The organism is Longitalea arenae (assembly GCF_016924755.1).
In the GTDB taxonomy this organism is placed as follows: domain Bacteria; phylum Bacteroidota; class Bacteroidia; order Chitinophagales; family Chitinophagaceae; genus Niastella; species Niastella arenae.
In genome coordinates this window covers 71,312-97,503 of the sequence record NZ_JAFFJX010000016.1, presented here as the reverse complement: position 1 = coordinate 97,503, position 26,192 = coordinate 71,312, and the positions used below count along the sequence as shown (strand labels likewise).

The 26,192-nt window shown below is 45.9% G+C and carries 18 protein-coding genes; 7 read left to right on the top strand and 11 right to left on the bottom strand.

The genetic code is table 11. The features are described from left to right. Positions 1–24: 24 nt before the first annotated feature. The gene (locus tag JT717_RS23695) at positions 25–1,770 is read right to left on the bottom strand and encodes a cellulase family glycosylhydrolase (protein WP_205513520.1); all 1,746 of its coding nucleotides are present in this window, start codon (positions 1,768–1,770) and stop codon (positions 25–27) included. A 304-nt stretch (positions 1,771–2,074) separates the two neighbouring features. Here JT717_RS23695 and JT717_RS23690 point away from each other — a divergent pair, with 304 nt between their 5' ends. Then, the gene (locus JT717_RS23690) at positions 2,075–5,023 is read left to right on the top strand and encodes a ligand-binding sensor domain-containing protein (RefSeq protein ID WP_205513519.1); all 2,949 of its coding nucleotides are present in this window, start codon (positions 2,075–2,077) and stop codon (positions 5,021–5,023) included. A gap of 52 nt (positions 5,024–5,075) precedes the next feature. On the opposite strand, the gene JT717_RS23685 is transcribed toward JT717_RS23690, so the two are convergent. Continuing rightward, the gene (locus JT717_RS23685) at positions 5,076–6,173 is read right to left on the bottom strand and encodes an alkene reductase (RefSeq protein WP_205513518.1); all 1,098 of its coding nucleotides are present in this window, start codon (positions 6,171–6,173) and stop codon (positions 5,076–5,078) included. 89 nt (positions 6,174–6,262) lie between these two features. Continuing rightward, positions 6,263–7,156 (bottom strand): helix-turn-helix domain-containing protein, encoded by an 894-nt coding sequence (locus tag JT717_RS23680; RefSeq protein ID WP_205513517.1) that lies wholly within the window; start codon positions 7,154–7,156, stop codon positions 6,263–6,265. A 147-nt stretch (positions 7,157–7,303) separates the two neighbouring features. On the opposite strand from JT717_RS23680, the gene JT717_RS23675 reads away from it, so the two are divergent. Further along, entirely contained in the window at positions 7,304–7,822 is a 519-nt protein-coding gene (locus JT717_RS23675) for a 3'-5' exonuclease family protein (protein WP_205513516.1), read from the top strand. 97 nt (positions 7,823–7,919) lie between these two features. Here the strand turns inward: JT717_RS23675 and JT717_RS23670 are convergent, their stop codons facing one another. Continuing rightward, positions 7,920–9,020, bottom strand: a complete 1,101-nt coding sequence (locus tag JT717_RS23670) for a pectate lyase family protein (RefSeq protein ID WP_205513515.1) — start codon at positions 9,018–9,020, stop codon at positions 7,920–7,922. 712 nt (positions 9,021–9,732) lie between these two features. On the opposite strand from JT717_RS23670, the gene JT717_RS23665 reads away from it, so the two are divergent. The 4 genes from JT717_RS23665 to JT717_RS23650 all read left to right on the top strand — a co-directional run bounded on the left by JT717_RS23665 (position 9,733) and on the right by JT717_RS23650 (position 16,683). Beyond that, positions 9,733–10,500, top strand: a complete 768-nt coding sequence (locus JT717_RS23665; RefSeq protein ID WP_205513514.1) for a patatin-like phospholipase family protein — start codon at positions 9,733–9,735, stop codon at positions 10,498–10,500. A gap of 333 nt (positions 10,501–10,833) precedes the next feature. Then, positions 10,834–11,973, top strand: coding sequence for an FIST signal transduction protein (locus tag JT717_RS23660; RefSeq protein WP_205513513.1), 1,140 nt, complete (start codon positions 10,834–10,836; stop codon positions 11,971–11,973). Beyond that, complete coding sequence (locus tag JT717_RS23655; protein ID WP_205513512.1) at positions 11,960–15,031, top strand: PAS domain S-box protein; 3,072 nt, start codon at positions 11,960–11,962, stop codon at positions 15,029–15,031. Before JT717_RS23660 ends, JT717_RS23655 begins: the two co-directional genes overlap by 14 nt. Positions 15,032–15,384: 353 nt before the next feature. Further along, positions 15,385–16,683: an NAD(P)/FAD-dependent oxidoreductase gene (locus tag JT717_RS23650; RefSeq protein ID WP_205513511.1), complete on the top strand. Its 1,299-nt coding sequence runs from the start codon at positions 15,385–15,387 to the stop codon at positions 16,681–16,683. 89 nt (positions 16,684–16,772) lie between these two features. Here the strand turns inward: JT717_RS23650 and JT717_RS23645 are convergent, their stop codons facing one another. The 5 genes from JT717_RS23645 to JT717_RS23625 all read right to left on the bottom strand — a co-directional run bounded on the left by JT717_RS23645 (position 16,773) and on the right by JT717_RS23625 (position 23,669). Continuing rightward, positions 16,773–17,243, bottom strand: a complete 471-nt coding sequence (locus JT717_RS23645) for an RDD family protein (RefSeq protein WP_205513510.1) — start codon at positions 17,241–17,243, stop codon at positions 16,773–16,775. Between the two features lie 147 nt (positions 17,244–17,390). Further along, positions 17,391–19,556, bottom strand: coding sequence for a S46 family peptidase (locus JT717_RS23640; RefSeq protein ID WP_205513509.1), 2,166 nt, complete (start codon positions 19,554–19,556; stop codon positions 17,391–17,393). Positions 19,557–19,642: 86 nt separating this feature from the next. Then, the gene (locus JT717_RS23635; protein ID WP_205513508.1) at positions 19,643–21,913 is read right to left on the bottom strand and encodes a patatin-like phospholipase family protein; all 2,271 of its coding nucleotides are present in this window, start codon (positions 21,911–21,913) and stop codon (positions 19,643–19,645) included. A 108-nt stretch (positions 21,914–22,021) separates the two neighbouring features. Then, entirely contained in the window at positions 22,022–23,035 is a 1,014-nt protein-coding gene (gene obgE, locus JT717_RS23630; RefSeq protein WP_205513507.1) for a GTPase ObgE, read from the bottom strand. Positions 23,036–23,072: 37 nt separating this feature from the next. After that, complete coding sequence (locus JT717_RS23625) at positions 23,073–23,669, bottom strand: acyltransferase (protein WP_205513506.1); 597 nt, start codon at positions 23,667–23,669, stop codon at positions 23,073–23,075. A 140-nt stretch (positions 23,670–23,809) separates the two neighbouring features. Between JT717_RS23625 and JT717_RS23620 the strand changes: the two genes are divergently transcribed. Next, positions 23,810–24,820, top strand: a complete 1,011-nt coding sequence (locus JT717_RS23620; protein WP_205513505.1) for an aldo/keto reductase — start codon at positions 23,810–23,812, stop codon at positions 24,818–24,820. Between the two features lie 77 nt (positions 24,821–24,897). Here the strand turns inward: JT717_RS23620 and JT717_RS23615 are convergent, their stop codons facing one another. Continuing rightward, entirely contained in the window at positions 24,898–25,326 is a 429-nt protein-coding gene (locus tag JT717_RS23615) for a hotdog fold thioesterase (protein ID WP_205513504.1), read from the bottom strand. Between the two features lie 62 nt (positions 25,327–25,388). Then, positions 25,389–26,165, bottom strand: a complete 777-nt coding sequence (locus JT717_RS23610; protein ID WP_205513503.1) for an enoyl-CoA hydratase-related protein — start codon at positions 26,163–26,165, stop codon at positions 25,389–25,391. Positions 26,166–26,192: the final 27 nt, after the last annotated feature.

Sequence of the window (26,192 nt, the reverse complement as noted above, 5' to 3'; positions counted from 1 at the left end):
GGGGCTGCTGCATAACCGATTGTATTACTCAACTGCTGTAAACTGTATGTCGCGGATGCTCATTTCTCCTTCATCAATGTATATACGCAGGCTATTGGATCCTTTCTTCAAGGTGATATCTTTTACTTCAAGGGATTGCCAACCTGTTGTGCTGGCAACCGGTAGTTGTTTGGTACCGTTACCATTTACCTGTACACTTAGTTTTGCTATTTCTTTAGCAGGGTTACAGTTCAGTTTAAGATGATAATTGCCGGCCTTGACCACATCGATCGTGTATTGCAGCCATTCACCCGCTTCGCTATTCGTTACATAATAACTATCATTGGCAGGGTCTGCCGCGATATCCACCCCATCATTGCGATACACCCGGCCCCGGTTGCCACCACGGCTGCCGTTTGAAATGTGGTAATCGGCGGTATCGGTATCAAAATAAGCGGCCCCATTACTGCCCAGGTCGTAGTCCACCGCTTTTACGATAGCTTCGTTCCTGACCACATTCTTTTTAAAGGGAATGGTTGCCCGTGAAAAAGGTTGCCGGAATAATGCATCCAGCACGTCTCTTTTAATGACCGTGTTTTCCAGCTTAGTGGCCGCGGCCAATTCCATCAGTCCTTTCCAGGCCTCCACTGCAGTAGGTTTGGGTCCTTTACCTGCCCAGTATTCGAGCACCTTATCATATTCCTTATTCGACGGGATTTGCATCGGGTTGTTATTGCCCAGCTTTTTCAAAGGCCACCAGGCCCAGCCAATATTGTTGGTTTCAAGCAGCCGCACCGCTTCAGTAAACCACACGTTGGAGTTTTCGCCGGTTTCGCCGAGCCAAACCGGTACATTATAGGTATCCCTTGTTTGCAGAATGTGTTTAATGGCGTCCTGGGTATTAAAATTCCAGTATTTATGAAAGCTTAGCACCATGTTCTTATCCCAGGGCGGCAGTATACCATTATAATTATTACCCCAGCCATTCCCTTCAATGATGATGATGTGTTTATTATCTACTTCACGAATGGCTTTGGTGATATCCACCATCAATTGTTTCAGGGGTTGGTTACCGGTTTCTTTTAAGCCGTTCTTGTCATTTTTGAGATCAGCAAAGCCCCAGTTTGGTTCATTCAGAATATCATAACCGCCGATCCAGGGTTCATTGGCATAGCGTTCAGCCAATTTTCGCCATAAAGCGACCGTTTTCTGCCGGTTCCCCTCGCTTTCCCAAAGCGATGGTTTTGAGGGGTCGCGGTCGGCAATATTGAGGTCGTTACCCTGCCCGCCGGGCGCCGCATGCAGGTCGAGAATGAGATATATTTTATTGGCTTTGCACCAGGCCAGCAGCTTATCGGTCATTTGAAAGCCTTTTTCCAGCCAGGTTTGTTTCCCCGGTTCCGGCTCCTGTTCGGCAGACAGGGTGTACAGGTTATAGTGCATGGGCAGGCGAACGGAATTAAATCCCCAGGCTTTCATGGAGTCGATGTCAACTTTGCGCGTATGATTGGCCAGCCAGGCATCATAGAATGCCTTTGTGCTGTCTTCGCCGATCAGCTCTACGATGCGGGACCTGATCTTGTGCTGCATGCCCTCGCCATTTACCCGCAGCATGTACCCTTCCTGCAGCATCCAGCCGCCAAGGCCAACGCCACGGAGCAGTACGTTCTGCCCTTTTTCATTAACAATCTGCTTTCCGTTCACCCGCAAAAAACCCTGGGCGTCGGAATCGGGGTGGGCCAGCAGTAATAGAGATAACAATAACAAGCACGTTGATCTAAGGTGTAGCATTGAGAATTATTTGGTTGTTACAGGTTACAAGTTTCAGGTTCCATGGTTTCCGGAGGGATCAGGCACCGTTACCCATTTCGCACAGCCGGTAATCGCGGGCAATTGCAATTGCGATCCCATTGACGGTATCTAAATTATAACTCTACCAGAAAAATTTACGATCCGGCACCCCATCAATACCACATCATAAAGAACATAAACTATTAAAAAACAGCAACTTTACCCCATTAACACCCCATCCACCCCCTTTTTTCATATTAATCATTTACCTAACTTAGTATCATATCGCCCTCAATTGCCTCTCATGAGAAAATTATTGCTTACCATAAGTTGCCTTGGTTTGTTACATGGGTTTGCCCAAAACACCATTGCCCTGCCTGAGATCATCAATTATCAAAAACAGGTTTATAATGCCGGTACCCAAAACTGGAAGATCGCCCAGGATAAAAAAGGCATTATGTACGCTGCCAATGATGAAGGTCTTTTAAGTTTCGACGGAAATTTCTGGAAAAAATACACCTTACCGGCCGGCACGGGAGTTCGTTCGCTGGCCATCGGCAATGACGGACGGATCTATATTGGTTCCCAAGGGGAGATCGGGTATTTTGAACCGGGCAGGAACGGAAAGCTGCAATACCACTCTTTGAGCGACCTGATCCCCGACAATGAAAAAGATTTTACCGATATCTGGGATGTTGTTCCGGTTGGAAATGAAGTTTTCTTTAGATCCTTTCGCAAGATCTTTCAGCTGCAAAACGACAAGATCACGGTCTATGGCAATCCGGCCTGGAGTTTTCTGGGACTGCACCGGCACAAACTGATCAGCAAAGCCTGGCAAAAAGGGTTACTGCAATTTCAAAACGGCACCTGGGTGCCTTTTTCCAAACCTGATTTCTTTCCGGAAAAAGCGGAGATCACCGCCATTGTTCCGCTGCAGGGCGACAGTTCACTGCTGCTCACCAAACATCATGGCTCTTATATCTTACACGGTGAAACCATCACCCCCTTTAATACGCCAGATATGCGGCTGATCAATGAAAAGAACCCTTATAGCGCCGCCGTGATCGATCAAAACCAGATCGCTATCATTACCAACCTGGCGGGTTGTTTCGTGATCAACAGTAAAGGGGAACTGATCCAACGGCTTTCGAAAGCGGAGGGACTTCAAAGCAATAATATTCTCACCGTTTTTGTTGACAGGAAGAAAAATATCTGGCTCGGCCTGGATAACGGCATTGATTTCATCGCTTACAATAATGCCATCAAACATATTTATCCCGATTACCAGGAACACAGCGCCGGTAAGGCGGCCATTGTTTTCAAGGACAATTTATATATAGGAACTTCCAATGGCGTTTATCAGTCGGCCCTGGCTGATCATAGTGATATTGGATTGATCAAAAGTAAATTCGAATTGATCCCCGGCCCCAAGGGGCAGGTATGGAACCTGTCGGAGTTAAATGGCCAGTTGGTGATGGGGCATAATGATGGCTTTTTTGTGATCGAGAACAAGAGCTCGCGCATGATCGACAGCAGCTCAGGCTTCTGGACCTTCATGCCCCTCAGTAATGTAACGCCATCCCCGGTCGTGATTGCCGGTACCTATAATGGTTTGAATTTTTATAATTATGTAAATGGCCGCTTTATCAATCCTGAAATTCATTCCCATTTTGAGTCGGCCCGTTTTGTTGCGGTTGACAATAATATTGCCTGGGCGGCGCACCCCTATAAAGGTTTGTATAAAATATCGCTGAATGGCGGGGTTAAACCTGCTTATACCCCCTATAAAGACAGCAAAGGTCTACTCTCCGGTAATTACAACCATATATTCAAGGTGAAAAGCCGGGTGGTTTTAACGAACGACAAAGGGATCTTCGAATACAATGCAAAGACGGGGGATTTTGAACCTTCGGTTTTCCTGCAACAATTGTTACCAAAAGTGCCTATCCGGTATATGAAGGAAGATAGCCAGGGCAATATCTGGTTCGTGCATGATCGCCATCTGGGCGTTTCAGACCTCAGCGGCAAACAAGCGAGGATCATTTATTTTCCGGAGCTTAATAACCGCATTATCGGCAACGGACTGGAATTTATATATCCCTATAACAGCCGAAATATTTTCATAGCAGCGGAAGAAGGCTTTTATCTCATCGATTATGAGCGGTACAAACAATTCAAAGAAGAGATCCCGATACAAATAAGCGATGTGCGGATCGTTAACAAGCGCGACAGCACCATTTTCGGTGGTTATTTCAATAAAGAATCAGAGCAACAGTTAATGAATGAAGAGGTGCCCAACATCCAATATGCATGGAACTCCATTCATTTTGATTATGCATCGCCGCTCTATGGCAAACAATCGAGCATTGAATATTCCTATTATCTCGAAGACTTTGATAATGGCTGGTCGGCCTGGTCGAAGAAGAACGAGAAAGATTATACGTATTTGTCGCCCGGCACTTACACTTTTCGCGTAAAAGCAAGGACCCACGAGGGACAGGAATCGGCGGTGGCCGCTTACCGGTTTACGATCCTGGCGCCCTGGTACCGTAGCTCCTGGGCTTATGCCCTGTACAGCATCCTGGCAATCCTGTTTATCTATGCCATTTATAAATGGCAAAAGAAAAAGTTCATCGTTCAGCAAAAAAAGCACGATGAAGAGCGGAAACGCATGGCCTACCTGCACCAGCTGGAGATAGAAAAACACCAGGAAGAACAAAAGCAATTGATGTACCTGCACCAGCTGGAGCTGGAAAGAAATGAAAAAGAGATCATCCGCTTACAGAATGAAAAGCTGCAATCTGAAATACAGGTAAAAAATACCGAGCTGGCTTCAACCACCTTTAATCTGGTGCAAAAGGGGGAGATGCTTATGAAAGTGAAGGAAGAATTTGTACGCATGAAAAAATCGAGTGAAATAGATAAGGATACCGACGATTATAAGAAGATCCTGCGTATGCTGGGTGACGATAAAATGAAAAAAAACTGGGAGCAGTTTGCCATGCATTTTGATAAAGTGCATAGTAATTTCCTGGTATCATTAAAGCAGACCTATCCTTATCTCACTGCGAGTGACCTGAAGTTATGTGCCTATTTACGCCTCAACCTTACCAGTAAGGAAATAGCCCAGATCATGAATATTACCATTAAAGGTGTTGAACTGGGCCGTCACCGCTTACGAAAGAAATTAGGCATTCAGCCAGACGTGAACCTGGTTAATTTCTTATTGAATTTTCATTCAGAAATAAATTAATGAACAGGATAACGGTGCCAGGGTTTGAGACCGTGGCACCGTTCTTTGACATTTACGCGCTCTGTAACTGATAAATGGCCGGGTAATCGATATAACCGCTATCGCCGCCCTGGTAAAAAGTTTCTGCATTGGGAATGGCCAGTTCGGCGTTATGGCGAAAACGTTCAACCAGGTCGGGGTTGGCAATAAAAGGTTTGCCAAACGCAACGAGGTCAACCAGGTCTTGTTGTAAAAGCGCTTCGGCAGAGGCTGCAGTGTGCCCACCGGCCAGGATGATCAGATTATTGAATTGTTTACGTACATCCTCTAAAAAGGAGTTCGGGATGGATGATTGACCGTTGGTGATCAAAGCCGACAAATGTATGTACAGGATATCCAGCTTTTGCAAAGCATCGATCAGGTAAGTATATGTCGCGGCTTCTTCTTCATAGGGCGGCAGATCATTGATATGGGCAAACGGGGACAATCGTATGCCAGTACGTTCTTTACCGATGGCCGCCACAACGCCTTCCATAATTTCAAGCAGGAAGCGGCTTCTGTTGGCTATGCTGCCGCCGTATTCATCGGTTCTGCGATTGGTATGCGGGTGGAGAAATTGTTCAGGCAAAAAACCGTGGGCGCCGTGAATTTCCACACCATCGAAGCCCACTTCAATGGCGCTGATGGCAGCCTGGATATGCGCTTCTATCATTGCTTTTGCACCCGCTGTTGTCAAAGCTTCCGGAACCGGCAGCGGCAGATGCACATCACCGGGAACGCGAATCACACCTTCGGCCTGCACGGCAGAAGGAGCCACGACGGGTGCATTTCCTTCATTATTCAGCGGGTGACCAATGCGGCCTGCATGCACCAGTTGCATAAATATTTTTCCGCCTTTGGCGTGAACTGCATCCACTACTTTTTTCCAGCCCGCTTTTTGCTCCTCGTTATATATGCCGGGTACCTGTAAGTATCCTATACCGTTGGCCGCAACCGCTGTATTGTCGGTAATTATTAAACCGGCGCTTGCTCTTTGTGCAAAGTATTGAACGGTGGAAGGTCCGGGTACGCCGTTCACAGCACGGCGGCGGCTCATAGGCGCCATCACTACCCGGTTATTTAAGTTGAGTGTTTTTGTAACTAACGGTAATAATAATTTCTTTGCTTGCATGACTGATCGTATTTGAGAACAAAATTATCAGCCAGCAAGACGGGGGAACAGTGACAGAAAAAGGTTTGTTCTGTACAATTAAAGGTTGGTCATGGCCTTAACATTTCATTGGCAGTTTTGGTCTGTTTAGCGTTCTTCCGGTATTCGAGCGGACCCACGCCGCCGGTATGTTTTCTGAACTGCCGGTTCAAATGGCTTTCATCGCTAAAGCCAAGTTCCTGGGCGATCTGGCTTACCGTGAGTGCGCTGTTAGCCAGCCGGTGCTGCACCAGTTGCATTTTGTATTGCATGATATACTGTTGCAGGCTTTCGCCAGTGAGCTTTCGGAAATATTCACCAACATAAGTAGCCGAGAGATTAAATTCTTTAGCCAGGTAGGCGATGCGTAAGTTTTCCGGTTTATTGATGTTCTCATGAACATGGAGCAACATGCGATTGATGAGTGGTTCCGCCTGCGGTTCGGCAGCTTTAGAGGGAATACCATCCGCTACGTGGCGGGCAAGTATATTCAGTACGAGGGTAATGAAATGCTGCAGGTTTTCCTGGTAAAAGGATTGCTTTGATTCGTACTCCTGCACCATATTGCCAATGATGGAAGAGATCATCTGGCAGTCGGCCGGCTGTTTAATGAGTACCCGTTCGAAGCGGTTATGATGGTAGAAGATATGTTCCAGTTGACGAAGCCATTGGGTTATCCGTTCGCGGTCCTGGGCCGATTTGCATTTGCTTAAGAACACTTCAGAAAAACGGATGGAACAAAAGCGGGTCGGTTTTTGCATTTCAAAGCCGCGGCAGTCGAGTGGTGTGAAAAGAAAAATACTGCCTTTGCTATAGGGGAACCGGTTATCGTTTACCAGGCGTACACCTTCCCCATCGAGGATCTGTACGATCTCGAAAAAATGATAAACGAGCGGGCGTGCCTGCCAGTCTTCCATATCTGCCACGTACAATTCAAAAGGCTGTTGGAGCGTTTTTTGTTTCATACCTGGTAAAATTACAATGGAAATGCTTACCGTGGCGCCCGGTTCTGGCGTGGCAGTTGTCCGACTTGTGAACAGTGCCTTATGCCTCTTTCAAACTGAATGGCTTTTTACTATTTTAGCCGCAATAAGATTAAAATAAACCCTCATATGGCATATATCATGGTTGATATAGAAAGTGATGGCCCTATTCCTGGCGATTATTCCATGATCTGTTTTGGCGCCGTGCTGGTAGATGAACGGATGGATAAGACCTTTTACGGAAAGTGTAAACCTATATCAGATAGATTTATTCCGGAAGCGTTAGCAGTTTCCGGTTTTTCGCGCGCAGAAACGATGACATTTGACGATGCAGCTTCAGTTATAAATTCCTTTGCCGGCTGGATAAAAACAGTGGCAAAAGACAGACCTGTGTTCATCAGTGACAATAATGGTTTTGACTGGATGTTCATCTGCTGGTATTTTCATCATTTTACCGGGTCCAATCCTTTCGGGCATAGTTCGCAAAACTTAGGCAGTATGTATAAAGGACTGGTAAAAGATACTTTTCAAAACTTCAAGCACCTGCGCAAAACGGCCCATACCCATAACCCGGTTGATGATGCCAGGGGAAATGCGGAAGCCTTACTCACCTTGAAGAAGGAGTATGGGTTGAAGATCAAGTTGTGATTAGAATCTGTAATATGACCGAAATTCCGTTCATTTGAAAAGCCCGGTCGCGATCATCTGACCGCAACCAGGCATGTAAACAAATAAGTCAGTTCAGCTATATTTTTCCAACGCCCGCGCCCGCGATTACTCCTGACTTAACCGCACTGGCGTCATCCAGCGAATAGGAATAGGGCGGGGTAAATGTGCAGGTAGAAGACGTAGGTGCTGCTGTACCCGTAATACCTGAGAACGTATTGCCAATAACCTGGTACTTACCCAGTGTAGTACCACTGGCAATGATCGGGCTCTTAACCGTCTCAAACACATTGTTCTCCACGCGAACGCAGGCGCCCATACGCGAATCAATGCCTGATCCCCTGATCACATTATAATAGTTATTATACACATGTGCCACTCCGCCGCGGTTCAAAGGCAGCCGGGAAGCAATATTGCGATAATAATTATGATGGAAAGTCAATTTCCTGTCGGAGATATCTGTATCAGAAGAACCGATCAAATGAGTTTTGTGGTTGTCGTGAAAATAATTCCATGACAATGTAATGTACTGGCTCGTATTTTTGATGTCGACCAAACCATCGTACAGGTCTTTATTCGTCTGCACCGTTGGATCAGTGTTATACAGTTCGCAATGGTCTATCCATACATTGGAGCTGCTGCCCTGGATACTGATGCAATCACCACCATTTACAATGATCTGGGGCAGTCCTTCATCGCCATCCGGATCATAAACGGCAGGATCGCTGCGGTCGGTAATAGAAGTGAGTGTGATCTTAATGTTCTGAATTATGACATTCGTTTTACTGGAAATATTTAACCCAATGCCATCTAAAAAACCAGCGGTGCCAACGCCCAGCAGGGTCTTGTTGTTATTAACGTTGATACGTCCGCCTTTGGTGCCATTATAGATCCTGCGATCTACTCTTACAATGTAAGTGGTGGAACTTTCGAGGTAGGTTTTCAAATCTGCGAAACTGGTTGCGGTAACAGTAGCGCCGCCCTGTCCGCCGGTGGTACCACCGTTTTGGGTGGCAAAGCCGGCAATACCAAATGGCGCTTCGGTAGTGATCGTTCTGCCGTCACCGGATTCAACAGGGGCCGTCCCTATCTTAGATGTAGTTGATTTAGAGCACGAAGTTGTGCAAATATGGAAGCTTATGGCAAGTACTTCCATACAAACGAATGAGGTTTTTCCCATTGGAAGCAAGTTTGAAATGAATAATAGATTTGATCATGGAGATCTACAGGATACACATCCCGGTTGCCGGCGTGAAATGGCAATAAGAGGAAACTATAACGGTTGGGTACAGATCAAAGCGCTGCAGCGTGGCCTGGCAATCGTTCGTAATCGTGTAAATTCGCTTATGTAATATAGTAACTAGATAACTTAAAATAATAGCCGGCTGCCGCTTTTTCTGTGCAATCGTTCCCGGAAAAGGTGGCAAGGCAATCGGGGCCCCATTCTATTTAAAAATTTTCCGATCGTTCAATTCCCTGCAACCACTGTTTAATTTTTTTTCGATGCCAATAAAAAACTTCAGCCCGCATCTACTTTTTAAATAGATCAAAAAATAACTATTCCTGCCCGTTTAGTTTTTTGCCGACCCATTTATTATTTCTTACGCTGAAGCCGGTACACACTTTCAATGGCCTTGCATCTGCTCCAAGGTATGGCTGCGGATCATAGTCATCGCCCGCACAGGCGAACCCATATACTGGGATCCCGTTCTTCGTATTGTTCAGTAAACATTTATTCTTTAACCAGGCCGGCCCCATTAAAGGGGCCGGTATTTTTGTTTCTACGGGTCCTTAACCAGGACACCATAGCCATCCACACCGCTAAAATATTCAATCTCTTTGTTGCATTTAACGCCAAAAGCGCCTACTTTCGGCCCAGTTCTAAAATATTCATGATGTCAAAAATCGGGATCGTATTAAGCGGCGGTGGCATAAGAGGATTTGCTCATTTAGGTATGTTACAGGTGCTGGAAGAATTAGAAATTCAACCCTCGGCTATCTCCGGTGTAAGCGCCGGTGCAATCGTTGGCGCTTTATACGCAGCCGGCCATTCGCCGCAAAAAATACGAGATCTCCTCAAGAAACACTCCTACTTCGGCTGGTCGAGCTTTTTGTTGAATAAAGATGGTCTTTTCTCCATGAAGGTGCTGCAAAAAGTATTGCAATCCTGCCTTCCTGATAACAGTTTTGAAAGCCTTTCGAAAAAACTATATATTACTGCTACCGATTACGCCAATAACGAAGCCGTAACTTTCTCGAAAGGCAAACTTATTGAAGCAGTGATCGCTTCTGCTTCCGTTCCCGTCATTTTTGAACCTGTAAAGTTCGATGATCGTGTGCTGGTCGACGGCGGCTTATTGAATAATTTTCCCGTTGAACCCCTGGAAAAAAACTGCGATGTACGCATCGGCTGTTATGTAAACAGCATCCCGAAAGGCCTTGGCAATGGCAAACGCATCGGTAAAATGAATATGATCGAAAAATGTTTTCACATGGCCATTGCCCCTGTGGTTTACAGTAAGGTTGAAAAACTCAACCTGTTCATTGAACCCGATCTGCATGCCTTCGGTATGTTCGACGTAAACAAAGCCGATCAAATTTATGAAGCCGGCTACCAGGCTGCCATGAAACATAAAAACAAACTATTAAGCCTGGGCTAGGAAATACTCTTACAAAATACCTTCGCTGTTCATTCATACATAAAAAACCTGACCTTCAACAGCTAATCGGCACCGGGGTTCTTGTTGACTTATGTCAATAAACTAACGGTTATAGTGTCGTACGATTAATTCAGAATAAATTTAACAGACCAACAAAATTGCGGTTTTAAAAAATTGCGGTAAATTATATAAGGGTTAACCCATAACCCCGGTTTTTGTCTCTGAATAATTTGTTTCACCTTTCGTTTTATTGGAAGGGCTTTTTTAATCCTCCCACACACTAATCACTTAACCAATGAATTTGAATGAATATTAACCTTTAAACGCTTCCATATGCAAACAACGCTGCTGCTGTACAATGACAACAAACTTCAACCCCAAAACGAAACCAAACTGGCAGACCTTGTCAAATCGCAACTGGTATTAGGTTTTGGTGGTAAAGAAGTGATTAATACGCAACCCGTATATGAAGCGCTGAAATCAACCTTCCCTGAGGCGCATATAGTTCTATGCTCAACGGCGGGCGAGATCATCAATAAACGGGTAAACGACAATTCTGTATCAGTAGCAGCCATTGAACTGGAAAAAACCTCCATACAACCCGTTGCAGTGAACATTCGCGACTATGTAAACAGCTATGAAGCTGGCAAAGCCCTGATCAAACTGATCGATTTTGCCGACCTATCGTATATCCTTATCATTTCAGACGGAAGCCATGTAAATGGCAGCGAACTGGTGCGGGGCATCAATGAACTGGTGAATGACCGCGTACCGGTTACCGGTGGTCTTGCGGGTGATGGCACCAATTTTCAATCGACCGTGGTTGGACTGAACGAAAAACCATCCGGCGGCAATATCGTGGCCATCCCTTTTTATGGTAAACACTTCGTAGTTTCCCATGCGTCGATGGGCGGCTGGGAGATCTTTGGCCCCGAACGCACTGTTACGAAAGCAGTCGCCAACCAGCTATTTGAGATCGAAGGACAAAAAGCGCTTGACCTGTATAAAACCTACCTCGGCCCATATGCTGATGAATTGCCGGGATCCGCTTTGCTGTTTCCGCTGGGCATTAAAACGCATGAGGATGCGGCGCCTGTTGTGCGAACCATACTTTCCATTGACCAGGAGAGCGGCAGCATGGTGTTTGCCGGCGATATTCCCAATGGCTCAAAAGTACGGTTCATGAAAGCGAATTTCGACAAGCTCGTTGATGCAGCTACGTATGCTGCCGGACAGGCTTTTCAAAAATTACCTGCGGCCCCCCAACTGGCATTACTGATCAGCTGCGTTGGCCGCAAGATCATTCTGGGCAAACGCACCGAAGAAGAAGTGGAAGCTGTTGCCGATACCTTTGGCAATAAAACCTTACTCACCGGCTTCTATTCTTATGGTGAGATCTCCCCCTTCAATGATAACGCAAAATGCGAATTACATAATCAAACAATGACAATTACCACCTTTGACGAGATATAATTGCGATATGGGCTTCAATAAACTTCTTGAACGGCAAATCAGAAAATACCTTCCTGAAGATTATTGCATGGATGAACACCTGAACCGCTTTATTCAGGCTGTACACGATTCGTATGAAGAATATGAACGGGACCGAAAACTGTTCAACCATGCTTTCGCCTGCAGTGAAAATGAATACATAAAAATTAATGAGAAGCTGAAGCTGGAAGCCAGGATTAAACATGCTTCTATTCAACAGCTGAAGGAAACCATTAATAAATTCAAAGGCACCGATTCCCATGTTTATAATGAATCCGATGACCTGTCGGATATCATTAATTACCTGGAACATGAGCTGCAGGAAAAAAAGAAGGCCGATGACCTGCTGCAACAATCGGAAAAACGTTTACGGCTGGCATTGTCAACCATCGATGACAATGTGTGGGAATATCATTTCCCCACCCGCACTATGACCTTCGCCATCAACGAAAAATCGATCCTCGACCTCGACAAAAATGTATATGAAGGAAAAGAAAACCTGGTGTGGTGGCAAACCATTCTTGAAGAAGACCGCCATATAGCCGTTGAAACCTTCCAGCAGTATATGAGTGGAGAGATAACCAGGCATTGCGTTGAATACCGGGTAAAACTTAAAAATGGAAAAACGAAATGGATCCTGAACCGGGGCGGTGTTATCAGCAAATCCAAAACCGGAAAGCCCGTTACCATCATCGGTACGCTTACAGACATTCAAAACTATAAAACCATTCAAAGTGAGTTAACGGAAACCGCCAACCGCCTGTCGCACCTGCTTAAGAACCTGCAAACAGGTGTGCTGCTGGAAGATGAGAACGGAACGGTGGTGCTGACCAATAAAAAGTTCACCGAATTTTTCGCTTATCCCGGCTCACCCGAAACCCTGGTAGGTATTGAATGCACCGAATTATATGAAACGAGTACTTATCTTTTTAAATACCCGGGTGAATTCTTAAGTCAAACAGCCAGGCATTTAAAGAACCGGGCGCCGGTAAATACCGAAGAACTGATCATGGCCGATGGCCGGGTGCTCGAAAGAAATTACATTCCTTTATTTATCGATGATATTTACCGGGGTCATTTATGGACTTATAACGACATCACTGAAAGAAAACGATCGGAGATCCAGCTTAAAAAGCAGGAAGAAAAATACAGAAGCATTATCGCCAATATGAACCTTGGCCTGATTGAGGTTGACCTGGAGGAAAACATAAGGTATGTAAACCAGAGCTTTTGCCTCATGAGCGGATACGAAGAGCATGAACTGATCGGAAGAAACGCCGCCTCGCTCTTTGTAAAAGAGGAGTACAGCCAGGTTATGGAATCCAAAAACAGTTCGCGGCAAAAGGGAATTTCCGATGCGTATGAAATGAACGTAAAAACCAAGCACAGTGATGCCAACTGGTGGCTGATCTGCGGCGCTCCACTGTATAACGACAAACAACAATTGATCGGCTCCATTGGTATTCACCTTGATATTACCCAGCAAAAAATACTGGAGCGGCAGCTGATGGAAGCGAAAGAAGTTGCCGAACGTTCTGTTCATGCCAAAGACCTTTTCCTGGCTAACATGAGCCATGAAATACGAACGCCCATGAACGCCATCCTGGGTATGAGTAAACAGCTGCAAAAGACCATTCTCAATCCACAACAGCAATCTTTCCTCGAGATCATTGGCACCGCTGCAGAGAACCTGCTCGTGATCATTAACGACATTCTCGACTTTTCAAAACTCGAAGCCGGCAAGGTCACCCTCGAAGAAATCGGTTTCAATATGCGCGATCTCATAACCAATACCAGCCGCATCTTGAAGTTAAAAGCGGAAGAAAAAGGGTTGGTCTTTTCCGTTTCCATTGCCCCCGAAGTAGCGCAGGTATTAAAAGGCGACCCCTACCGCATAAACCAGATCTTAATGAACCTGCTAAGCAATTCCATTAAATTCACCAAACGGGGTAAGGTTACTTTACAATGTTTGATAAACAGTAATGAACCACATGCACAGCAGTTGCAGATCGTCATCAGTGATACCGGCAAGGGCATGGATGAAGCCTACCTGAAAAACCTTTTTAATAAATTCAGCCAGGAAGATGAAAGCATTGCCCGCAGTTATGGCGGAACAGGGCTTGGCATGAGCATCGTTAAACAACTGGTTGAACTGATGAATGGCAGCATTGCCGTAAAAAGTAAAAAAGGCGAGGGTACCCAGGTGACCATTCAATTGTTTTTTGCAAAAGGCACCGAAAACGATCTGCCGAAAAAAGATAACAGCCATGTGGAAGCGCATATCCTGGCCGATAAAAAGATCTTACTGGTAGAAGATAATGAAATGAACCGGGTGGTGGCAGAAACCATTTTAAACCAGTATGGCGCCACTATATCGGAAGCCGTGAACGGTGTTGAAGCCGTTGACGCTATCCGCAGCCACACATTCGATATTGTATTAATGGATATTCAAATGCCGGTTATGGATGGACTGGAAGCCACGCGCACCATCCGTAATGATCTGCAATCGAATATCCCTATCATTGCCCTTACAGCCAATGCTGTAAAAGGTGAGATGGAAAAATGCCTGCAGGCGGGCATGAACGATTATCTGAGTAAACCTTTTGAAGAAGAAGATCTCATCCGGCTTATTGCCAAATGGCTCGGGCGTGAAACGCATTTCGGCCCCGCCAAAAACGTCACAGTTAACACCACTCCTTTATACGACCTGACGAAGCTGAAGCAGATCACCCGCGGCGACGACCGGTTCATGATAAAGATGTTGCAGATCTTTATCAATGAAACGGCAAGCGGCCTGGCCGGTCTCGAAAAAGCGTTTGAAGAGCATAATATCAAACAGGTACAGTTCCTTTCGCACCGCATGAAATCTTCGCTGAATAACCTGAGCGTTGTGGAAGCAGCCGGTATTGCCGAAAAAATTGAGAAAACCAGCTGGACGGAACCCGAATATCCTGCCCTGCAGCAACAGATCAACGCATTTAAAAAAATCATGAATGAACTGATCCCGATGCTCAGGGCAGCTTATCCCGAGCTCATCTGACAAAACCTGCCGAATGATCATCTAAATGGGGAACAGGGAACCTGCCATGCAAAACGCCTGTGGTAACATTGCCTCAAAAATGGCTGCCTCAACACATCCCTTCTAACCTTGGAATAAGACAGGCTGCGTGGCTTCCGGCCACGGCAACTTATTGAAATGTAAGCAACTGCCACTTCAACTGCCAAGTTTTTTATGGAATTTCAAGAATAGTAACGACCTTTACAGCGTCTATCATTCTCCATCCTTGCTTTTTTAATACTTGCCATAACCTGAAAAGTTAGTTAGGCGAAAAGTGCTCCATTATGCCAATGGTGGCACAATTGTTCATTAATGTTTAATCAGAAGAACGAGTTATGGAACAACCAGTTAAAAAAGTAGTTATTGTCGGAGGAGGATTCGCCGGCATTAACCTCATCAAAAAGCTTAGAAAAGACAAGCGCTTCCACATTACCCTGGTAGATAAGAACAACTACCATTTCTTTCCTCCACTCTTATACCAGGTTGCAACCGCTTTCATTGAACCTTCGAATATCAGCTATCCGTTTCGCAGGTTATTCCAGGAAGCCACCAATCTGCGCTTCCATATGGGCTGCCTGAAAAAAGTAAATCCCGAACAAAACACCATTGAAACAGACACCGGCATTGTAGCATATGATTACCTGGTGTTGTGCCTGGGCACTGAGACGAATTATTTTGGCATGGAACGCGTAAAAGACAATTCGCTGCCCATGAAGACCATCGATGACGCCCTGAACCTGCGTAACCATTTATTGCTGAATATGGAAGAAGCAGTACACACCAGCGATCTTAAGGAAAAAGAAAAACATTTGAATATCGTGATCGCCGGCGGCGGTCCAACCGGCGTTGAATTAGCGGGTATGCTGGCGGAGCTGGGCCGCAATATTGCGCTGAAAGAATATCCTGAAATAAAAGACCTGCGTTCACACCTCTATCTTATCGATGCGGGTAAAGCGCTGCTTGGCCCCATGAGTAAAAAATCACAGGAAGAGGCCACCCGGGTATTAAATAAACTGGGTGTGCATGTGATCCTCAATACCGCCGTAAAAGATTACCAGGATGACGTCGTATACCTCTCTGACGGCCGAACCATTCCAACCAACGTATTGATCTGGGCTTCCGGTGTAACCGGCAGGGAAGTACCCGGTTTACCGGCTTCTGCTATTGCTCGTGGCAGACGGATCCTGGTGGACGAACATAATAAAGTGCAGGGCACCCAAAACATCTTTGCGTTGGGTGACATCTGCTTAATGACCGCTGATAAGAAATTTCCCAATGGCCACCCCCAGCTGGCGCAGGTAGCTATCCAGGGAGGTAAACAGCTGGCTGAAAACCTCATCAGGCAGGCAAACAACAAACCTATGGAAGCCTTTGTTTATAACGATAAGGGCAGTATGGCCATTATTTCAAAATACAAGGCGGTGGTTGACCTTCCCAAACTATTCTTCAAAGGTTTTGGCGCCTGGATGGTTTGGTTATTCATCCATATTATTCCATTGATCGGTTTCCGTAATAAAATGAAACTGGCCTTCAGCTGGTTCTGGTCCTTTATGACGAACGATCCTACGCTGCGGTTGATCATCCGGCCAAGAAAAGAAGACGTACAGAAAGAGTTGACCAAGTTGAAAACTTAATACGGGATCATTCATGAAAAAAGTCCGAAGCAATGCTTCGGACTTTTTAATGTATAGATTTTGTTAATACTATTTACATGTGAACTTATTTACCAGGTTTTCTTAACAACTACTGTATTCGTCCACCGGTCGTGCCAGGGCATATAGCCAAAGGCGCTGAACGGTTCAAAGGGAACAAAGCGGCATAAGGTCCGCAGTAAGGCATGTTTAAAAGTAAACGGAGTGCCATCCTGGGTGATAGCGGTGGTATTGGTTAAGATCTTACCTAAGGTCCTGCCTTTGGTAGCAGCCTCGAAAATGGTATAATAGGTGAGCGTGACCGCCAAAGAAAATAAAAGCCTTAGCCAAACGGCCGCCATGTTTCCCTGCATGATGGCATCTTCACTATAATTTCCATTACTGCTTAAGCCAAGTACATAATCAAGGCCATTGAAAATTACCCCAATTGCGATCTGGTCAATAAGATAATTGACAAACCTTATTCCCGGTGACACCGGATCAACATAATTTACTTCATCATGTATATCCTGTAACAGATCTGCCTGATTTTGTGGTTCCATTATAACAAAGGTTAAGGTGCAAATGTAAAACGAAAGAACGGTTTACGGTAAAGCGTATTGCCACGGTAAGTAAAAATAACTATACGTTGTAAAAAAGGGTGAACTACCCGTTGGCAGTTCACCCTTTCAATATTAACATTTCATTGATTATTGCCTTACCAGCTTCAACTCATTGATGAGGTTGGTAGCGCCGCCCAGCTTATCGATACACCAAAGCACATAACGAACATCTACACAGATGGTGCGGTTATATACCGGGTCGAATGATATCTTATGGCTCAAAGCCTCGTAATTACCGTCGAATGCCAGTCCGATCAAATTTCCGCTGCCATCGATCACTGGTGAACCGGAATTACCGCCCGTAATATCATTGGTAGTAATAAATCCAATCACCAGGTCATTGCGTTGTTTATCGATGTATTGGCCGTAATCTTTTTTCTTAGCGAGTTCTACCAGTTTCTCGGGCAGGTCAAACTCATAATCACCGGGTTTGTATTTCTCCAGCACACCTTTCATCGTAGTTACATAGTCGTATTTAACTGCATCGCGCGGTGCGTAGCTTTTTACATTTCCGAAGCTAACCCGCATGGTAAAGGTGGCATCGGGATACATTTTTTTGGCTTTTACCGTATCCATCTGCATAATACCCTTCAGGTATAAGCGGCCAAACTCATTGTTCTTTACAGTGAACTGCTGAAAATTCTGCAGGTATTTACCCTGCCAGTTCTTTAAAAAGGCGCTGGCTACAGCATATGCCGCATCGGCCTGTAGTACGGTAGCATCGGGATTAGCACTGAAAGCCTCCCATTTGGCATTATCCAGGATCATGGTATTGGCGAAAATACTGGCTGCATATTTTTTGTAAGTAGCTTCATCGTTCAGATCGCCGTAATTCGCTTTTATGGCATCATAAAAACCGATGGGGTGCTGGGTTTTATCGATGTCTTTGTAATACATCATCAAGACCGTTGCCACTATATTCTGGTCAGAAGGTCTGTTCTCATTTTTCAACAACTCGGCTCTTGCTTCTTTGGCAGCATCTATCGCTTTTTTAATGTCTGCTGACCCTCCCTTTTTTACGATGGCATTTTCCACCTGTTGCAAAGAACCGGCAAAAGCCAGGAGCGGTGATCCGAAAATACCTTCATTGATATACACACGGTGTTTTGAAAACGGGCGCCATTGATCATAAGCCGCGCTCCAGTCTTTAAAGATATTTGCAAATTCGGGTTTGTTATTCGCCCATGCCTGGAATTTTGCCTCAGCCGCTTTCTTCTGGTCATATACATTGTATTTGATCAGCTGTTTGCTTTCACCATCAAAGAACTTCCAGTAATTGGCGATAGACGCATAATCAGCGGCCAGTTTCAGTTTGGTAGCCGGATCATCTTTCATTTGCTCAAACATATATTTCAACCGCATGTCACGCAACTTCACCAGCGTGGGATTATCGATATCTATTTTTTGTTTGATGCCAAAAGATGTTTCATATCTGTTGGTGCTGCCGGGATATCCGTAGATCATGGCATAATCGCCATCTTTAATACCTTTAATAGAAACGGGCAGAAAATGTTTAGGCTTTAAAGGAACGTTCTCGGGCGAATATTCAGCGGGTTTTCCATCCTTGCTCATATATACGCGGAAGACGGAAAAGTCGCCCGTGTGGCGGGGCCATTCCCAGTTGTCGGTATCGCCCCCATATTTACCAATGCTTTCGGGTGGAACCCCGGCCAGGCGGATATCGGAATATTTTTTGTAAACAAACACCAGGTATTGATTGCCTTTGAACAGCGAGCTTACCCTGGCAATGGTGTTGGTTGATTCATCGGAAAGCCGCTTGTTGATGGCCGTTGTAACCGCAGTGATCTTAGATACACGGTCAACGCCGCTCAATCCTTTTGCAGAATCCAGCACTTCAGCGGTTACATCTTCTATTTTGGTAAGGAACTCAGCATATAAGCCGGGGGAGGGAATTTCTTCCTGTTTGCTTTTCGCCCAGAAACCATTTTTGAGGTAGTTGTTGGTTACCGAGCTGGCAGATGCCACCGCATCGTAACCACAGTGGTGATTGGTAAAAATAAGCCCCTCGTTACTTACAATTTCGCCGGTACAAAATCCGCCGAAAATGATAATAGCATCTTTGATAGAGGCCTTGTTCATGTGGTATAACTGATCTTTGGTAAGCTTCAAACCCCGCTTCACCATATCGTTATAAACCTGTTGACCAAGCAATAGCGGCAGCCACATGCCTTCATCGGCAAAACTGCGCGCCATAGTAACGGCTAACACAACCGTTAAATAAATTTTCTTCATATAATGATAGCTTTTGTGGCGGCAAACCTATAGAAAATTTTCATTAATTGGCTCAACGGGTATGCCGTCTGCCGAATATAGCCATTTTATCTTTTTAGTTCCTGTAATATCTTTACCATGTATGCCCGCACGTCTGCAGAATACAGCCTTTTGTCCATGCTATCGAGGGTGCGGCCCGAAATGACCCAGTTCATGGAGTATTTCAATGGCTCCTGCGGCCGGTATAAGTTAATGGGTTTATAATGTAAATTGTTGCCGTACATGTCACGCAGGTAATTCTTCAGGCGGCTGTCGTTAATACTTGTTTGTACGCCATAAGCGCCCATCAATGTTTTCAGGGGAGCAGCCAGGTCATTTACAAATGGATTGACCTTTTTTAATAATACATCGCCTTCGGGGCCATTGCTGATGTGCATTACATAAAAAGAGATCTTCTTGCAATGGTTACTCAGTATAGTGTCATTATTCGAGCGGCAAATGCTATCGCGTAAGGAATTCAATTTAATGATCATTTCATGCACCACTCCTGCGCCGGAATTATCTACATATCCACCATCTACAAAATAAAATGGAAACTCGGTGGGACCATTCCTTAGAAATTTGTAGGCATCTATACGGCCGGCCGGACTAACATAGGGGAAACTGGCGCCCAACACAACGGCTGTGCTCAGCTTCATATCCTTATTATCTTTTAGCCGGGCCAGCACATCGATCCTGTTATTGAAGGTAAGCGGGTCAATGGCGATAGTACTGATCACCGATGGTTGTCCGTCCTGCATACGGGTAGTATTCACACAAAGAATGGGCAGTTTCGTATTCACGCGATCTTTGTATACGGCCAGCTCCGATAAAGGCGTTTGCAGCTGCCGTTTCAGCAGTACACTGTCTTTAGGCGCCCATTCCAACGCATCTGTCAAGGCCTTTGCGCGGTCGCCGCGGGTATCCATGGGCAGCATCGCTACGAAGAAATCATGGCCCAGCATACGGCTTAGTGTATACGTAAGAAAATCGCTGCGCAGGTATTCCTTTCCTGCCTGGTAAAATGACTGATCATTCGGCAGGTCCTTATTGGGCCGGTCTGCGGCATTTTTCAATAAGGTATAAAAAGCCGCATTACCTACACTTCCACCCGAAGCACCCGACAGGCAAAACAGGTGTTTTGAGAAATCATGTTGTGAAGTGTCTTCCAGCTTTCCCAATACCGAAGCCACCCAATAACCAGAACGGGAAGCACCGCCATCAGAGAGTACAAAGTACACCGGAAATTCTTTAGATCTTTTGATAAGCGTATCCCTGTCTTTTACCCATTGTATGAAATAATCACGTACACTGGCTTTGTTGGTAAAGCGCTTTATGGTTGGTTTCTTTTCGATCAATGCCACTTCATGGCGTTCCGTCCACTGACCAAACAGGAAAGTGAGGATCACGAAAATGAGATGGATATTTATACCAATACGGATGGAGATAAACGCAAGTATGAATCCGAAACCCATGAATACTGAAAAAGCCAGGAGTACAAAAGGGAAAGAACCCATTGAGACCGCAAAACCTACATTAAGTGTACAGGCCACGTAAACGCCCAGCGCCACCAGGCTGATCATTAAAAAAATAATATGGAAACGCACTTCTTCCCGCGGTATGCCGAGCAAATGAGCCAGTTGTTGCACTTTTGCCATGGCTTTGTTGGATTGTTTCTGCTCTTTTTTATACTGCTGTAGCATTTCCCGCCTGGTTACCACAAGCACCAAAAAGCAGGCCTGCAGTACCAACAGCATCAGGATCACCATCCAGGAATAACGGTCAATATTAAATGTGATCAGCGTTGAACCCGTGACTATGAGCAGCAGCGTTATTAAAAACAACCGGTTAAGCCGGATCACTTTGAACCGTCGTTCGAAATAATTGTTCATCCAGAAATAATAGGGAATGGAAGCGGCCAGCAAGACAAAGTATAATTTACTGTCGTCCTCGATAGCACTGCCAAATACCGGTGTTTGTACAAAGGCGAGTATAATTATAGTGAAGATAGAAAAGCCTATAAAACGGGGCATGTGTTTATAATAGCTTTCGGGTAAATAACCCGGTGCCGCATGAACGCAATCCTTTTTGGCATTGGCCACTGTACGGGCCGCATACCAGCTAACCAATACCAAAAAACCTAGCAGGGATTGAAACAGCAGGAAAAAGCCGCGGTGTTCAGTGGCTAACACCATCAGGTCTTTACCCTGTGCCAGGTTCCAGAAGCAAACCAACGTAAGTGCAAGGAAGAGTAAACCCGGAAAAAATACCCATAAAGCTCTGAAAAGGTAACGGAGCAGGGTAGTCAGGCGCTTTAAGATACCGGTTATGGCCGACATAGATAACAGTTTTAGGGAATCCTAAGATAGTTATAAGGTCGCCAATTCCAATACCCCAATAGTTGTATTCGGGCATTGGTTAGTCACTGATCGAAACCGGTCCGGCTATTAATTATTCGCCACTTCGGCCCCATCATTCAACGCATTCCACAATAGATCCTTTAGCTCGCTGAGGCCCTGCTGGGTGAGTGAAGAAATAAAAATATGGGGAATATCAGCCGGCAACTCTTTCTTAATGGCTGCTTTCAACTCTTCATCGAGCATTTCACTTTTGCTGATGGCTATGAGGAATTGTTTATGCAGCAGTTCCGGATTATATTGTTCCAGCTCGTTCACGAGAATGGAAAACTCTTTTTTATGATCATTGCTATCGGCTGGTATTACAAACAACAAAACCGAATTGCGTTCAATATGGCGCAGAAAGCGGTGGCCCAGGCCCCGGCCTTCGGCCGCCCCTTCAATAATTCCCGGCAGATCGGCTACGCAAAAGCTTTTACCATCGCGATAGGCTACAATGCCTAATTGCGGGGTGATGGTAGTAAACGCATAATCGGCGATCTTGGGTTTGGCAGCAGTGATCACCGATAGCAGGGTTGATTTACCGGCATTTGGAAATCCTACAAGCCCTACATCGGCCAGTACTTTCAGTTCGAGCACCTTCCAGCCCTCTTCGCCTGGCTCACCCGGTTGGGCATACTCCGGCGCCTGGTTGGTGGGTGTGGCAAAACGCGCGTTGCCCAATCCGCCCCGGCCGCCTTTCATCCACACGATCTCCTGGCCATGCTCCAGGATCTCGGCCTCCTGTTCTTCGGTTTCTTCATCCCGGGCAACCGTGCCCAGTGGTACTTCAATGATAATATCCTTGCCATCGCGGCCGGTCATATTGTTCTTATTACCGCCCTGGCCATTTTCGGCCAGCACATTCTTATAATAACGAAGGTGTAATAACGTCCACAGGTTTTTATTACCGCGCAGGATGATATGACCTCCCCGGCCCCCATCGCCCCCGTCGGGCCCGGCCTGGGGATTGAATTTGGTACGTAAGAAATGCTTGCTGCCTGCGCCTCCATGGCCGCTGCGGCAGAATATCCTGATCTGATCTACGAAGTTTGATTTTTCCACTATTCTTTAATTGGATGCAAAGATAGGTGATGCCGGGTTAACCCCCTTTCACCTCATTCCAGGTCCTGTAAAGCACCGCTTGTTGCGGCCGGTCGGCAGGCAGCTCGCGCAAAGGTTCGCAAGGCGCCCAATCCCGATACATTTCCCCGGGCAGGGCCTGGTACAGGCGGGTGCCAGCGGTCTTCCATGCTATCATTTCATCGGTTACTTCCTTAACGATCCTTGCCGGATTACCAACCAGTAAACTGCGGGCAGGGATCTTTTCATCGGCTTTAATAAAACTAAGCGCCCCTACAATACATTCATCACCCAATTCAACATTATCCATGATCACACTGTTCATACCCACCAAACAATTCCTGCCAATAGCAGCACCATGGATCACCGCGCCATGACCGATATGCGCACCCTCTTTCAATAAAACGGTAATGCCGGGGAACATGTGTACCGTACAATTCTCCTGAATATTACAACCATCCTCAATTACAATACCACCCCAGTCGCCACGAATAGCAGCACCCGGTCCTACATATACGTTTTTTCCAATAATTACATTTCCGGTTACAGCTGCCTGTGGATGAATGAAGGATGAAGCATGCACAACCGGTATAAAGCCTTTGAATGAATAGATCATACTGACTTTTTTTCAAAGATAGTCTGGTTGGCAGTAAATCCCCATAGAAAGCCATTGTTTGAATTTTGCAATTAATCGTTTGATTCCGACAAGCAGCGGACGCTGCGATTCAATTAGTTTTGTTTTCTAAACACAATTTTATGAAATACAGAGATCTGGGAAATACCGGTGTTCAACTCCCGGCTATCGGGCTGGGCTGTATGGGAATGAGCTTTGCTTATGGACCACGCAACGACGAGGAATCTATTGCCACCTTGCACAGGGCGCTGGAACTGGGTATCAATTTCTGGGACACGGCCGACATGTATGGCTTTGGCCATAATGAAGAACTCATAGCGAAAGTGCTGGCGCCTAACAGAAACAAAGTGTTTATCGCCACTAAGTTTGGCTTCCGCCAAAGAGAAGGCGCTACTTCCAATTTTGCAGGCACACCGTCTACTTATTTTGATGGTTCACCTGCTTACATGAAGACAGCAGTTGAAAAAAGTTTACAAAGGTTGAAGATCGACACCATCGATCTCTACTACGCGCATCGCATCGATCCGAATGTGCCTGTAGAAGAAATGGTAGGAGCTATGGCCGACCTGGTTAAAGAAGGCAAAGTTCGTTTTCTTGGTTTGTCGGAAGCATCTGCCAGCACCATCCGAAAAGCACATGCGGTTCATCCGATAACGGCATTGCAAAGTGAATATTCATTATTAACACGGGATGTGGAAAGGAATATTCTGAAAACCTGCCGCGAGCTGGGCATCACCTTTGTGCCTTACAGCCCCCTGGCAAGAGGCTTGGTTACTGCTACCGTTCCTGATAAAGACAGTTTACCAGGCGATGATTATCGCAGAACATTGCCTCGCTTTGAATCTGAACACTGGCAAAACAACCAGCAACTGGTAAGCGAATTTGCCGGGCTGGCTAACCAAAAGGGTTGTACGCCTGCACAGCTGGCGCTGGCCTGGGTGCTAGCACAAGGAAATGATATCATTCCCATCCCGGGTACCAAAAAGAGAAAATACCTGGAAGAAAATGCCGCTGCCGTTGATATAATGCTAAGCAAAGAGGAACTGCAGCAAATAGAGGCGGTCATGGAGCGGTATCCCAATGTAGGGGATCGCTATAGTGAGGGCGCTTTAAAACTGATCGATCAACAATAGTACAGGTTTGCCACAGTCCGGTTTGTGCAGTTGGCAGAGCTGACACACTTCTTTATTCCCAATAAGCCGGATGGAACTCACACGTTCCATTCGGTTTCTTTTCTGAATACAGTGCCTTTAAACAGCGCCGCCAGTTCTCCACTTTCTTTTTCAATGCGCACTTCGTAAATAGCGATCTTATTCGTGCGGCTTTTTTCTGCTGCCGTTGCAGTTATGATATCGCCTGCTTTCAGCGGTTTAATGTGCGAAATGGATGTTTCTACAGAAACGGCCTGCCGGCCATGGCTGTTCGATGCAAAGGCCAATGCGCTATCGGCCAGCGAATAACTGATACCGCCATGGGCAATTTCAAAGCCATTGCACATTTCGGCACGTATCATCATCCTCAATTTACAAAACCCTTCTTTTTCTTCCAGCCGCTCAACCCCCAGCCATTGACTGAAGTAGTCTTTATACATCATGGCGTCGATGATGGCACTGGCCCTCGTTTTACTGAAGTCAGACATAACCAATAGTTTATAATAAAGCATGTAACCGGTAACGTTTGCTAAACCCTGCCGCAACCGGCCTATTCTCCTTTGAACTGCGGTGATCTCTTTTCCAAAAATGCCTGTATGCCTTCCTTAAAATCATAGGTATTGGCTGCCCTTTGCTGATATTCATCTTCCAGCATCAATTGCTGCTCCAGACTGTTGGTCATAGACTGGCTGAGCACATGTTTGGTATAAGCTAATCCCTTTGTAGGCATTTTTGACAAGGTGGCCGCCAGCTTTTTGCTTTCTTCCGCAAACGCTTCATCGGGAATGACCTTATAGATCATGCCCCATAACTCGGCCTGCGTGGCTGGTATCTTATCGCCCAGCATCATGATGGCGCTTGCTTTTTGCCAGCCGATCAGGCGCGGCAGCGTATAAGTGCCGCCACTATCGGGTATCAATCCCAGTTTTGAAAAAGCCTGGATGAACGATGCTGAATGGGCCGCCACCACAATGTCGCAGGCCAGCGCGATGTTGGCGCCGGCGCCGGCGGCTACCCCGTTCACGGCAGCGATCACCGGTTTTGGCAGTTTACGAATGCGGGTAACAATGGGATTGTAATGTTCTCTCAGGATGCGTTGCATACCCGGTCCCTGCGGCTCAACAACTTCGGCCAGGTCCTGACCGGCACAAAATCCTTTACCGGCGCCCGTCAGGTATACACATCGCACTGTTTGTAAGTTGGCGCATTCATCCAGCTTCTGCTGCAGGAGCAGAGCCATTTCGCGGTTAAAAGAATTTAGTTTGTCGGGGCGGTTCAGGGTGATCGTAGCAATTCCTTCTTCAATGGTAAAAAGAACAGAGGACATATGATTCGATGATTTAAGCAGCGTTCA